The organism is Photobacterium indicum (genome assembly GCF_003026215.1).
Taxonomy (GTDB): domain Bacteria; phylum Pseudomonadota; class Gammaproteobacteria; order Enterobacterales; family Vibrionaceae; genus Photobacterium; species Photobacterium indicum.
Genome location: NZ_PYOC01000002.1, coordinates 811670 through 824917, shown reverse-complemented (window position 1 = coordinate 824917; position 13248 = coordinate 811670). Strand labels below are relative to the sequence as shown.

The 13248-nt window shown below is 39.6% G+C and carries 14 protein-coding genes and 2 tRNA genes; 9 read left to right on the top strand and 7 right to left on the bottom strand.

Annotated features, from left to right (window positions below; genetic code table 11):
- Positions 1–45: 45 nt before the first annotated feature.
- Positions 46–744, bottom strand: coding sequence for a YccT family protein (locus C9J47_RS09645; RefSeq protein WP_107253320.1), 699 nt, complete (start codon positions 742–744; stop codon positions 46–48).
- Positions 745–1457: 713 nt separating this feature from the next.
- Between C9J47_RS09645 and C9J47_RS09640 the strand changes: the two genes are divergently transcribed.
- The 3 genes from C9J47_RS09640 to gltX all read left to right on the top strand — a co-directional run bounded on the left by C9J47_RS09640 (position 1458) and on the right by gltX (position 4936).
- Positions 1458–2582, top strand: coding sequence for a porin (locus tag C9J47_RS09640; RefSeq protein ID WP_107253319.1), 1125 nt, complete (start codon positions 1458–1460; stop codon positions 2580–2582).
- Positions 2583–2653: 71 nt separating this feature from the next.
- Complete coding sequence (locus tag C9J47_RS09635; protein ID WP_107253318.1) at positions 2654–3295, top strand: YccT family protein; 642 nt, start codon at positions 2654–2656, stop codon at positions 3293–3295.
- Positions 3296–3511: 216 nt separating this feature from the next.
- Positions 3512–4936: a glutamate--tRNA ligase gene (gltX, locus tag C9J47_RS09630; RefSeq protein ID WP_107253317.1), complete on the top strand. Its 1425-nt coding sequence runs from the start codon at positions 3512–3514 to the stop codon at positions 4934–4936.
- A gap of 58 nt (positions 4937–4994) precedes the next feature.
- On the opposite strand, the gene C9J47_RS27055 is transcribed toward gltX, so the two are convergent.
- Positions 4995–5171 (bottom strand): hypothetical protein, encoded by a 177-nt coding sequence (locus tag C9J47_RS27055; protein WP_170107479.1) that lies wholly within the window; start codon positions 5169–5171, stop codon positions 4995–4997.
- 267 nt (positions 5172–5438) lie between these two features.
- Between C9J47_RS27055 and C9J47_RS09625 the strand changes: the two genes are divergently transcribed.
- From C9J47_RS09625 to C9J47_RS09615, 3 genes are all read left to right on the top strand, one after another.
- Positions 5439–5514, top strand: a tRNA-Ala gene (locus C9J47_RS09625).
- 325 nt (positions 5515–5839) lie between these two features.
- Positions 5840–6946: a porin gene (locus C9J47_RS09620; RefSeq protein ID WP_245903397.1), complete on the top strand. Its 1107-nt coding sequence runs from the start codon at positions 5840–5842 to the stop codon at positions 6944–6946.
- A gap of 426 nt (positions 6947–7372) precedes the next feature.
- Positions 7373–7867, top strand: a complete 495-nt coding sequence (locus C9J47_RS09615) for a hypothetical protein (RefSeq protein WP_107253315.1) — start codon at positions 7373–7375, stop codon at positions 7865–7867.
- Positions 7868–7944: 77 nt separating this feature from the next.
- Here the strand turns inward: C9J47_RS09615 and C9J47_RS09610 are convergent.
- Together C9J47_RS09610 and C9J47_RS09605 are read right to left on the bottom strand one after the other, a co-directional pair.
- A tRNA-Arg gene (locus tag C9J47_RS09610) sits at positions 7945–8021 on the bottom strand.
- A 49-nt stretch (positions 8022–8070) separates the two neighbouring features.
- Positions 8071–9207: a flagellar assembly protein FlgT gene (locus C9J47_RS09605; RefSeq protein WP_107253314.1), complete on the bottom strand. Its 1137-nt coding sequence runs from the start codon at positions 9205–9207 to the stop codon at positions 8071–8073.
- A gap of 234 nt (positions 9208–9441) precedes the next feature.
- On the opposite strand from C9J47_RS09605, the gene C9J47_RS09600 reads away from it, so the two are divergent.
- Entirely contained in the window at positions 9442–10077 is a 636-nt protein-coding gene (locus tag C9J47_RS09600) for a FlgO family outer membrane protein (protein WP_107241152.1), read from the top strand.
- Between the two features lie 8 nt (positions 10078–10085).
- The gene (locus C9J47_RS09595) at positions 10086–10514 is read left to right on the top strand and encodes an LPP20 family lipoprotein (protein WP_107253313.1); all 429 of its coding nucleotides are present in this window, start codon (positions 10086–10088) and stop codon (positions 10512–10514) included.
- Between the two features lie 15 nt (positions 10515–10529).
- Here C9J47_RS09595 and C9J47_RS09590 read toward each other — a convergent pair whose 3' ends face one another.
- The 3 genes from C9J47_RS09590 to flgA form a co-directional block, all read right to left on the bottom strand.
- Positions 10530–10958, bottom strand: a complete 429-nt coding sequence (locus tag C9J47_RS09590; RefSeq protein ID WP_107253312.1) for a flagella synthesis protein FlgN — start codon at positions 10956–10958, stop codon at positions 10530–10532.
- Positions 10959–11003: 45 nt separating this feature from the next.
- Positions 11004–11318: a flagellar biosynthesis anti-sigma factor FlgM gene (flgM, locus tag C9J47_RS09585; protein ID WP_107253311.1), complete on the bottom strand. Its 315-nt coding sequence runs from the start codon at positions 11316–11318 to the stop codon at positions 11004–11006.
- 150 nt (positions 11319–11468) lie between these two features.
- Complete coding sequence (gene flgA, locus C9J47_RS09580) at positions 11469–12176, bottom strand: flagellar basal body P-ring formation chaperone FlgA (protein ID WP_107253310.1); 708 nt, start codon at positions 12174–12176, stop codon at positions 11469–11471.
- A gap of 129 nt (positions 12177–12305) precedes the next feature.
- Here flgA and C9J47_RS09575 point away from each other — a divergent pair, with 129 nt between their 5' ends.
- Positions 12306–13229 (top strand): chemotaxis protein CheV, encoded by a 924-nt coding sequence (locus C9J47_RS09575; protein ID WP_107253309.1) that lies wholly within the window; start codon positions 12306–12308, stop codon positions 13227–13229.
- The last annotated feature ends 19 nt before the right edge of the window (positions 13230–13248 follow it).

The window sequence follows — 13248 nt, the reverse complement described above, 5'->3', positions numbered from 1 at the left end:
AAAAAAAAGAAGGGTTATCCCTTCTTTTTTAACAGAATTTTATCACTATAGATTTTGTACTGCCCAACTAACAAATTCTTTACGCGTTTCTTTATCTGCTTGTTCAAACCAATATTTCAGATTATCGCCCGCAAGGTTAGCTTCAGTTTTACTTGTTTGTGTTGTCGTTGCTGTTTTTTCTACTGATGCACTTTCAGGTAAGGCTTGCTTTGTAACAGGTAATGAAGACGTTGTAATTGCTAGCCCTGTTAATGCGGCGATACCACCTTTTTTATTATATTCTTTTGTGTATTTTTCATAATCATGATTGATAGATATACCATCAAACGCTAAGTTATCATGCTTGAATGGGTAGGTTTTCTTTTGTTTATCAGTTAGTTGTGGTGTTGGCTTTTTAGTATATTGCTGTGCTTTTTCAATGTCATTAAAGTTAGGAATGATAAAGCTTAAATTTTGATCGGATGCTGTAAAGCTTAAAACAAATGGGGTTGAACGATACCGTTCACTTTGACTATCACCTTTATAGAAATAATGATCAACTTGGTAAACTATTTGGTTTTGACCATTCTTTAATGTAACTGAATCATCACTGGCCTTTAAAAATCCACTCCAGCCTTTATTCACTTCTTGTTCATTAACGACAAGTAAGCGCACATTCTCAGGTAATTCAACAGTTACGTCTGCGAATACCTGAAATGATAAGGGCGATAGTAGTGCAGCTAAGGCAAGTTTTTTAAGTTTCATATTCTTTCCCTGTCAGCTACAAACGGTAGCCAGTCCAAAAGTAAAAAAGATAATTTCCCTCTCGATTTTACTGCTGATACAGCGAACAAAAAAGTTTATTCGACCTATCAATAATGGTTATCAGAGGTCAATCACAACAGCGTGAATTAGTCGCAGTTACAACAGAACATTACTTGATTTGTAAGAATTGTATCTTGTTGTTTTAATTGCTTACTAGTTATAAAGAGGGGGGAATTTCTAGTGCTTATTTGATTTAATAATTAATGCTAAATATGTATTAAGTAAAAACGTCAATTCTAGAAAGTAGCGGGTTAATTAATTCAATGTTTCTATTTCAACTTGCGAGGTAGATCATTGTTTTGTCCTCAATAAACGTAAGGCAAAATATATATTTATAAATGAACGGGCAATGTGGCTGCTTTTAGTCTTATAAATTTGGCTTTATGTGAGTTGATTCACAGTCAGTATAGTGTTTTAACGTTTATGTTTCCTGATGTTTTATTTGCAACTTATTGATTTTACGGTTTTAATTTATTTTTATATTTGTGTGGTTTGAACACGGTCATAAATTCTCCTGCGTTAACTTCCTGAAATAAAAAAAGCTTGTAACCTCTCTCCCTATTGAAACAACGTTATATAAATAACTTGTATGTAGACCTTCGGCGGCCAACTTAAGGATGCATATAAATACAGCTACTTATTAGGAGTTTTCCATGGAATTTAAAAAAACGATCTTAGGTTTAGCAGTCTCTTCTTTAGTGTTATCAGCTTCTGTTTTTGCAGCTGATGGCGATGGGGTTGATAGCCAACAATTACAAGATTCAGCATCATATGAAGTTTACGGTATTATCGCACTTCAGGCGGCGTATCGTGATTATGATTACAATAAAAACCATTCTGACTATTCGTCAACAAAAAATGATGAGATGAGCGGCACTCAATTAAATAATGAGTCACGTATTGGTTTCCGTGGCTCAAAGCAATTTAAAAACTTCGGTCCTAAATTTATTTGGCAGATCGAAGGTGGTTATGTCGACCCTAGCTTTGGTGGCGAGGGGGCTGGTCTTGGTGAGCGTGACACTTTTGTTGGTTTTGAGAGTGATAGTTTAGGTCAAGTTCGTTTAGGGCGTGTATTAACACCTATTTATGAGTTGATTGATTGGCCAGCATCGAATCCTGGTTTAGGTGATGTGTATGATTGGGGCGGTTCAATTGGTGGCGCTAAATACCAAGATCGTCAATCTAATACCATTCGTTGGGATTCTCCAACTTATGCGGGCGGGCTAAGTTTTGATGTAGCTGTCGGTGCAGGTGATTCTGCAAGTACTGGGTCTGGCGATGATTATTGGGGCGGTCTTGCCGCGCACTATAACATAGGCTTTTTGCAGTTTGATGCCGCGTATGAAGGTAACCGTAATATTGAATCGGAAGGTCAAGATTGGGGAAACGACACGTATTTGCTAGGTCTTCAAGGTTGGTTTGATAACGGTATTTCATTCTTCGCTCAGTACAAATACATGGAAGCATCTACGAAATTAGGGCGTGATGAGAAGCAAGACGCTATTTCTACTGGTCTGATGTACACAACTGGTGATTGGCAGTTTAAAGCGGCATATGCAGCCAATTTTGAGTTAGAAGTTGATGGGAAAACCATAAAGAATACAGATGATGATGTCATCTCAGTTCAAGCCATGTACTTCGTTGACCCATCAGCTGTGCTGTATGCGCGTGCGCGTACCAATGACTTTGGTGATCAAGCTGTGGGCGCTGATGGTAAAGAGCGCTGGAAATCAGGTTCATTTGATGAGTTATCTGTAGGTGTTGAATACTACTTCTAATTTGTAGGTTCAACCATTAACCCAAGGGCGAAGACGTTCGCCCTTTCTTGTTGTATTACAGGGTAAATATTATGAAAATGAAATCACTCGGCGTTGCGATCTTATTGATATTTGGAAGTGGGCAAGCTGTTGCAGATACAGTATTAACACTTCAACCAGAAATTAACCCAATAATAGTGAACGGTGGCAAAGCTGGTAATGGTATTTTTTCTTCAGAACAACAAGTTGGTGTTCAAAAAGGTGAAAATCAAATTCTAATTACGGTCGGACAAATTGTTTTTGAAGATGCGAAGCGCCGTAAATATAATTCTCCATCGTATATATTGAAATTTAACGCTAACGATCAGCCGTTATCGCTTACTTACGATAAAATGCGCACGATTCAAGAAGCTAAGGCCTTTGAGAAATCGCCATCCTTTGTTTTTACGGATGTTAATGGCAAAAATATTAATTACAAAATTGATGTATTAAATGCTAGTGGGATGCAATCTTTCCGCGATTATCAGCAAGAGTTACAGGCTTATAATCAAGGGCAAGAAGGGCGTGCCGCAGTGTCTATTAGTACGGCTAGTGTAGGTTACACTGCAATTGATCCTCAATCGGTAGCACCGAATCCGGCAGCCAAAATGACGTTTTTGCATAATACGTTTCGTGATTTATCTGCAGATGAGCAGCAACAGTTCATGCAGTGGGCTATGAAAAACTTAAAATAATGAAGTAGATATCTCTATAATTACTATTTATCAGCCCGCGAATATCCATCATTACTTATTGCACCTCATCGATTGTGAATATGGTGGGGTGACTCACTCTTTCTTTGTTCTTATCACTGGTGATTGTAGATTTACTTCACAGTGTTAAAATACCCCGCAATAATCTTAATGCAGTGGCCCTCACTGCCTGATCCTGTATTCATAAGGTACATTTACATGACGGTTAAAACTCGCTTTGCACCAAGCCCAACAGGCTTTCTGCACGTAGGTGGTGCTCGTACAGCACTGTATTCATGGTTATTTGCTAAGCACATGGGCGGCGAATTTGTACTTCGTATCGAAGATACTGACCTTGAACGCTCTACACAAGAAGCGATCGATGCCATTCTTGAAGGTATGGAATGGTTAGGAATGGATTGGGATGAAGGTCCTTATTACCAGACTAAGCGTTTTGATCGTTATAATCAGTTAGTCGATCAACTATTAGCTGAAGACAAAGCGTATAAGTGCTATTGCCCGAAAGCGTTATTAGACGAACTTCGTGAAGAGCAAATGGCAGCTGGTGTTAAGCCTCGTTACGATGCTAATCATCCAAAAATTGTAGCAGCAAATGCAGCAGCAACAGAAGATAGCGCATTCTGTATTCGATTCCGTAACCCGAAAGAAGGTACGGTTGTATTTGAAGATAAAGTACGTGGTCGCATCGAAATTGCCAATAGCGAGCTTGATGATCTAATTATTCGTCGTACTGATGGCAGTCCAACATATAACTTCTGTGTTGTAATTGATGATTGGGATATGGGTATTACTCAGGTTGTTCGTGGTGAAGATCACATTAACAATACCCCTCGTCAGATCAATATTTATGAAGCACTCGGTGCACCAGTACCAGAATTCGCACACTGTGCGATGATCCTTGGTGATGATGGCGCTAAATTGTCTAAGCGCCATGGTGCGGTTAGCGTGATGCAGTATCGTGATGAAGGTTATTTACCTCAGGCATTACTTAATTACTTAATCCGTTTAGGTTGGTCTCATGGTGATCAAGAGATCTTCTCTATGGAAGAGATGATTAACTTATTTAGTCTTGAATCAATCAGTAAATCAGCGTCTGCATTCAACACAGATAAGCTACTGTGGTTGAATAACCATTACATTAAGACTGCTGAACCTGAGTATGTTGCAAAGTACCTGCAATGGCACCTCGATCAAAAAGAAATTGATACAGCAAATGGCCCTAAAATTACCGATGTCATTGGATTAGTTGGCGAGCGTTGTAATACGTTAATCGAACTAGCTGATCAATCGCGCTACTTCTACCAAGATTTTAGCGAGTTTGAAGCTGGCGCTGCGAAGAAGCATTTACGCCCTGTCGCAAAAGATGCATTAGCTTTAGTGTTATCTAAAGTAGAAGCACTTGAAGACTGGAATACCGAAAACCTGCATGCAGTAATTGCAGATACATGTACCGAACTTGAAGTTGGTATGGGTAAAGTAGGTATGCCTTTACGTGTTGCTGTTACCGGTCAAGGCCAATCGCCTTCGGTTGATGCAACCATGATGTTGATTGGTAAAGAGCGTGTTGTTAATCGTATTACTATGGCACTAGCATTCATTGCTGAGCGTGAAGCAAACGCATAATAATTGTGTTGTTAAACGTTCATTTAAAGGAAGAGGGTTAATCTCTTCCTTTTTTTAATTATTTTTTATGCATCTGTTTGTAATTATTAATACAAACAATGAAGTTTTTAGCTGTTGCACACTCTTTAACCGCTTCTTCGGGTAAATCTGCCTCTTGACCTGCGAGTATAAAAGCTGAAGTACTAAAACTTGCTGACAACATTATCGCGGTACAGATAGTCGCTAGCTTTTTCATAATATTCACTCCATTATTTAGTGTCCATGTCTCATAAATTTTGTCTGCTTGGCTTTGCTTACATACTTAGAGTAGAACAAAATCATATTTTACAAATATTAATAAGCGTAGCCTTGCTTACTCAAAATATAAGACCTTATAGAATTAGATTGAATTTCAAAAATTGGAGATGTTTGATCAAATTCACAGAATTTGATTCTATATTTTGTACTTACATTGATTCTATTGACATGAAATGATTAAGTTTTTATGATTGGTAAACAATTTGGGGCTATAGCTCAGCTGGGAGAGCGCTTCGCTGGCAGCGAAGAGGTCTGCGGTTCGATCCCGCATAGCTCCACCAAATTAATTATCTATTTTTCTTATAATTGAGAAATGGATGAGTATGAAAACAATAAACCTCGTTTGAAGATAAATACTTCGGCGAGGTTTTTTTGTATCTACATTTTGTGATAACCAATATTTCCGCTAAATTACATCGCCACAACCAGATTCATATGTGAGGTGGATGTTACTCATTGGCGTACATCGTTGCCTGATTGTTACTCTGATGTTTTCTTGTGAAAAAACATAAAAAAATATCAATTGCCAGCAGACGTCTAGAGTTCTATATGTCTTTGTGGCAACATTCGAAATACATACACAATATCAAAGAATATTTAACAACAATGAAAAAAGCATTATTACCTGTATTCATATCTGCAGCTCTTCTATCTGGACAAGCTTTTGCACAGGTTATTTATCAGGATGACACTAATAAACTGGAGCTAGGCGGCGTAGCCGTTCTTGATTTAGCTGAACCTATGTGGGCTGATGAAGCTGACTTAAGTTTGGGTCGTAGTATCTTCAATATTGCCGCTGAACGAAAAATGGCTAATGACTGGAGCATTGATTTCAAACTTGAGTGGGATCAGTTTGTTAATTCACCAAATTCGGGTAGTAGCAATTTCCGAAATCGTCTTAGCTATATAACTATTAATAATGAAGATTTAGGTAATCTGCGTTTTGGCAAGCAGTGGTCTGCTTATCATGATGTTGCGCGTTACATGGATAATATGGTCATTATCGATCCTGATGCGACACCTATTTATTCAGAAGGTGCTGATGGTGGGTTTGCGGCAACGGGTCGTGGTGACGAGTTGATTGCTTACCGTTACAGCCAGAATGGCTTGAATGTTTCGGCGCATTACGGTCTATCAACGGATGGCTATAATGCAGAGTTAACTGATCAAGACGCGAAGTTAACTGGTGAAAAAGTCAGCCGTGATTATAACTACGCAGCTGCTGTAAGTTACGATTTCGATTTTGGTCTTAGCCTTGGTACGACTTACCTTGAGAACAAAGTAAAAGTGGAATCGGGTTCAAGTAACATTGGCCTAAACGACGGTGATAGCCAGAAGGCATTAACGTTTGCGGGTCATTATGAAGTTGATGGCCTTAAAGTTGCCGCTGCTTATACTCAAGGTACCAAAATTCATAAAGCTGGCTTATTTGGTCCTGACGGAAAGTGGGCTGATGCCAACGCGTTTGATATTTACACTAGTTACCTAATGGACTTTGGTATTAAGCCATTTGCTTATTACTCAAGCATTGATTTCGATGACAACAGTGTAGGGGCGACAGGTAAGCGAGATATTATTGCTGGCGGTGTTTCTTATGCATTTGCAGCAGGTGTTATTGCTTCGGTAGAACTTCATAGCTATGAGTTGAGTGAGTTTGGTGGTGCTAAATCTACAGAAAACGGCGGCGGATTTAACTTAATTTATGCATTCTAATGATTAATATCCTTTTGGATAAGTAAATGGTCAGGTGCTTGTCTAGGTTGGTATAAGTTGAAAGCATTCTTTTAACTCATGGTAAGATAAATGAAAAAGGCTTAGCAACGTAAATTGCTAAGCCTTTAAAGTTTCTGGTGCCCTAACCGGAATAATTGAAGGCACAGTAGTCTGCTGCATATTTATTATCACACTCGCTTATTAATTTGAGTTAGGGGTTTATTCGAATTGCCTCCCAATATCAGCTTTTTCTACGATTGAATAATCGATGTTCTAATATTAGTTTTTGTTTTTAATCATAAAATGATAAGGCAGCTTCATTTAGCTTTCTTGAGATATTCTTCATATGAATTAATCCTTCTAGACCTTCCTATTATTTACGCTCCTGAGTACGTTTGTAATTCCATTTAAAACGGCGTTTTTATTGTGTTTAGACATGTTTTAAAACAAAGCATACTGTTAACTACTCTACTTAGCTTTTCTGTTATTGGTGCGGTTGAAGATTCCCAATCTTTTATGGGGGTTGGGATTACGGATGGGACGAAATACTATGCACCATTGGAGTTTGAGCCGATATTTCGCTTAGGAGTTATATTTGATGAGCAGCATCGCGTAGTTGCTAATTACTCCCATGGTTTTTCTTCAGGGGTAACCAGCATCCATTTGGCTTATGACTATCTTTACCCATTATCAGAGACTCGTCGTTGGCAGGCATTTGCTGGCGGTAGTGTGGGATATAAGTTCGGTTTGTATGATGTGAATGATTGGACATTTGGCGGTCAGACTGGTATCCGTTATCAGATCAATGACACCATGAGTGCTGATTTTGGCTACCGGGTATTTGATACACTTGATGAATGGAAAGAACATGAGCTGGGGCAATTAGGTAATATTTATATAAGTATTGATTTCGAGATGTAAGCAGTAAGGTTTGTTACCTAGCTCAATCAAAGGCATAAGCTTACAAGATGAAAGGTTTTGTAAGCCTATGTTTGAAATGGTGCCCCCTACAAGAGTCGAACTTGTGGCCTTCCCCTTAGGAGGGGGACGCTCTATCCAGCTGAGCTAAGGGGGCACTTGGCCACCATTATACTCATATTTTTCAACTTTTTAAGTAATTAGTGCTATCGGTCGATTTGCTTGGTCAGTAAATCACCAGGTTGAATGCTGTTCGCAAGATTTGCTTGGTCAACAGACAGTTCTGTTGATTTTTCGTAGATACGTTCAACCGTTAATGTGATGTCTGTTTGTACCATACGATTTCGAGCAATGCCCATTGGATCAATGAACCCAGCACTATGCCATAGCTGAAGCTGGTCACCACGGTTAACACCATGAATACGGCCAGCATTGATCTGCACAGTATTATTATGAACATTAATAACTTCAGGTAGGCTGGTTCGACAAGACAGTGCTGTTTCAAGATCAAGCATCATGTTACGGGTTATACGTTGTACTGCTTGACCATAAGTTGATTGCCAAAAGCGAGCACTTTTCGTGTCTACCTGGCTTGTTTTGGCAAAAGGCCATTCTGCAATCTCTCGGTAATTATTTTGGAATAAAATATCCCCCGTTTTACCATCTATAACTTGCAACGTTGCTGCAAACTGCCGATTGACTTGATCATCTTTAATAAATTTCTGATCGAGTGTCGAGGTAAGATCGGTAATTTGTCCATTCACTATATATTGTGCGTCGTTGTCTTCCGCTAGCATCGTCATTACTGTTGGTTGCCCTGGTCGTATGGGCACTTGCGTGACGCCCGATACGACAAAGCTCTGTGATTTTCTTTGGATCTGGCGTTGTAATAAGGATGTGAAATCATCACCAATCTGATAAATACTGCCCATAGAAGCATGCTGTGGTGATATTAGGTCAAACTCTCCTAGCAGTATTCCTTTCTTGTATTGATTCTTGTGGCAACTATTTGCCGATGGATACACATCAATACGTGCCGTAACGTACATATTGCCGCTTTTTTTATTCTGCTTTAATACCATGACATGACGAATTGAATTACCACTGAATTGGTATTCTTCTTTTTCAGTCGCTAAATAAGGCCTTATGTGATTAAAGCTAGCAATGTCAGCACCGGAATACAGCATGGCTTGATAGGTAGCATCTTCTAATGCATTGATACGCGCGGTACTGTCGCTTTCTAGGATAGGGGCTTTCCCTGTGACTTCTAACCAAGCGGCATTCGCTTGAAATGCCATTAGTAAACACAAGCCACTTAAGCACTTAATTGTATTTTTTTTCATGTCTCACTCAACTTGGGTATGAAATTTGCTTGTTAGCGATTAACTGAAGATAAAACTTACCGTTTTTTATATCAAGTTAATGCTCAACTCTTTTCTATGCTTTCTGTGCTAGGACGATATGCAAAGAGTGTTCCGAAAAGCATTTTTCATAAGATTTAGGAAATAATAGATAAAGTTTTTCTTTAATCGAACGATAACAGGCTACAAGTTTCTTTTCATCCGGAGCTGGCTAGAATGAATAAATGGATCGTCATACTACTATCAGTATTGACCACATCGTGTGCACAAACTCCGATTTATAACGGAAAAGAACTTTATACGGGCAGTCCTTTACTTTTGTCGGAAACCCCACGCCATACCTTGGATTATTTTATCGAAGGGCTAACAGAGCAACTTATTGTTTCTAATCAGTATTTGACGGCAAAGACCCCGCTAGCGGTTACTTCTTTTGTTGATTTACAAGAGATGAATGAAACGAACTGGCTGGGTAACACGGTCAGTGAAAGTTTCATGTATCAGATGCAGCAACGCGGCTTTACGGTGGTTGATTACAAATCGACAGGGGCCATTAAAGTGACGCCTAACGGAGACTTCTCCCTTAGCCGAAACTGGAAAGAACTCGCAGGGCAGCAACCAGTCGATTATGTGCTGACTGGCACTATGTTGCGCCAAGGGGCTGGTTTACTAGTGAATGCACGTATTATAGGTATGCGTTCACGGGTTGTTATTGCTTCTGCTCAAGGTTTCTTACCCGCCGATCGGATTGGTCGTGATTTAGATTCTTTAAACAAAATGCGTATTCAGAATGGCGTTATTATCCGTTCTGAAGCAACAAGTATTGATCGAAATACGATAATATTAAAACCTTAGGAGTTGTCATGCATCGCTGGATTATTTTGAGCTTATTGCTGTTAGTCGGCTGTCAGCCATTAACGCAAATGCGCAAGAATAACGACGTAATCACTGCTGTTGGTTATGCGACGATCAGTGAACAACGAGGTCGTACCAACGAAGAAAAACGCATACGTGCAATGCGTGCATCTAAGATTGATGCTTACCGTGAATTAACCGAACAAGTGTACGGTATGCGTATTAGCGCCAGAGCGGAAATGGATGATCAGCAGTTGGGTGTAGAAAGCACTGATGGGGCTGTTGATGGCATTATTCGAGGTGCGAAGGTAATTAGCAGTTACCCAGTGGGTGATAGCTATGTAACTGAAATGGAACTTGACTTAAGTGTTATGGACCGAATGAAAAAACATGGTGAGGTTTATCATGTCCCTACGAATCAAGAGACAATGTTTTAATTATTCGCTCTCCAATTACGCCTTAATATTCGTGCCTAGTGTGCGAATGTTTTGCGCGACACCTTCACTATTATACGTCATTTGGCTTTTACCGCGGCTCTGCTGAAATAAATTGTTTAGCTTATGAAAGCTAAGTTGAGCGCGTTGTAATGCTTCACCATTAACTTCATTGGCAGCTTTACAGCGTGTAACGATCGTTTTTATTTCCGTTACTTTCTGCATACATTCGGTATTGTCAGTTAGTAATTGGCGTTGAGCATGACTTGCTATAAGGTGATCTTGTTGCTGAATTTTATTGAGTAAGCTGAGCTTATCTTTGGCTATACGATCAATTTCGACGGATTGACGATTAACAATTGCCCCTTTTTCTTGCTCTAATAGGCGAGAAAGGGATATCAATGTAGCGTGTTGCAGCTCTAGAAGTTGCTCAATAGTATCAGGCATAGTGTCACATTATTCTTAATGTCAAAATAAGGCTAAGGGGCAACATTATAGCCCGCGTAGCTCATCTTCAAACTTCATCATATTAGATGCGAGTTTATCTGCATCAACGACATAAGCGCCACTTGAAATGGCTTCTTTAATTGCCGAGACTTTTGCACTATCAAAGCTAGGTTCAGTGGCTAGTTGTTGGTGGATTTGACCAACAGCTTTACCTTGTGAACTTAACGAAACAGCATCTTGTCGCCCCTGACTTGGTGCCGCAGTAGGTTGACTGCCTGACGATGATGTCGTTACTTTACTCTGATTATTCCGAGCGGTTGTCATCGGTTGACTGTTGCGCAGATGATCAATACTTGCCATAAATTAAGCCTTTGAACAATAAACTGAATACGCTAACACTATCGGCTGCATATAGAGTAACTTTAGCACTTTTTACACATTCTATGCAGTTTATACCGTCGTAGTGTAAAAAGTGATTTCTAGTGATAGAAATACGCAGGTTTCGAGTGATTAATAGTTAACGGTTACTTCGCCTACAGCACTAACTGTACCGTCTACAATCCGTTTAGACTTAGTATTTTGTACTCGGATCTGTTCACCAAGAGCGCCATCAGATAAAGCTGTTCCATTGGTGATAATATTTAATCCACCGTTACCTGCTTTTATCATTACGGCATCATTACGGCATACTAAGCAGATGTCGTTGCCTTGCACGGCTTCGCCCATATTGACGGTACGTTTTACTTTAGAGCCAATAATTTCTGCAGGCTCTTCAAAAACAATGCCACGCTGGAAACGACTTTCTACGAGCTTTACACTAAGATGTGATGCATTCAAAACAAGCCCACGGGCTAGGGGTGTTGCGGCCACAACACGTGGTAGTAGCAATTGAACGCGAACCGGCACATAAACTTGCCAATTTTCAGGTGAACAACGGATAAGTACCGTTACGTTCCCTGTTAATGATTGCTTACCAGGTATGGTACTGTTTAAAGGCTCTGTACACTCTGAAAGTCTTAATCGAGAATCTAATGATGCGGCCGTTAGCTTAAGCTCCCCCCGCTCTGGTACACTGATTAATTGTTCGACATGCCTTTCAGCTGTATGCTGTACTGTATCGAGCGTGATTTGCTTTGAAGCCCAAATATTAGTGCTAAAGAAAATCGATATAAAGCCGATAAAAATTACGAAGAGTTTTAAATGTGTTCTTTGGGTCACGATTCTGGCTCTTTGGTTATAGTTACGAAGGCTACGCTTGTTAGTCTTAGGATCATAATATGTGATTACAGGCGAGATTACTCGTATTCACTTTCCAAATAGAAAAATATATAACATGGAGTCACCTTTATGACGGGGATACTTGATTCAGTCAATCAGCGCACCCAACTTGTTGGTCAAAACCGATTAGAGCTTTTGACATTTAGGCTGAATAGACGCCAACGTTACGGGATTAACGTTTTTAAGGTGAAAGAGGTACTTCAGTGTCCAAAGCTGACGACCATGCCAAATTTGCATCCGTTGGTTAAAGGGATTGCACATATTCGCGGTCAAACTATTTCTGTTATCGATATGAGCCTAGCAACGGGGGGGCGCCCTATTGATGATTTAGATAATTGTTTTGTGATCATTTCTGAGTTCAACCGCTCAATTCAAGGTTTCTTGGTTTCTTCTGTTGAACGAATCATTAATATGAATTGGGAATCAATTTTGCCACCGCCACAGGGGGCTGGGCGAGCGAACTATTTGACAGCGGTCACCGAGATTGATGGTGAACTTGTTGAAATTTTGGACGTTGAAAAAATTCTTGATGAAATTTCGCCTGTTAATACGGATATTACCGGCTCAGTGCTTGAAGAATTAATTGATTCATTACCTGAAATTCGCCGTGTATTAGTGGCTGATGATTCAAGTGTCGCACGTAAGCAGGTTCAACGTGCGATTGAAGCCATTGGTTGTGAATGTATCTTAGTTAAAGATGGTAAAGAAGCCATTATTAAACTAAAAGAAATGGCTAAAGAAGGCAGTATTTACGATCAATTGGCATTGGTTATTTCAGATATTGAAATGCCAGAAATGGATGGTTATACGTTGACTGCCGAAATTCGTAATAATCCTAATTTAAAAGATTTACATGTTATTCTGCACACTTCACTGAGTGGCGTTTTTAACCAAGCGATGGTTGAGCGCGTAGGTGCAAATGCATTTATACCTAAATTTAACCCAGATGAATTGGGTACTGCTGTTAAGGCTGCAATGCCTTCTAAGCAATAATAACAATATCAAACAAGAA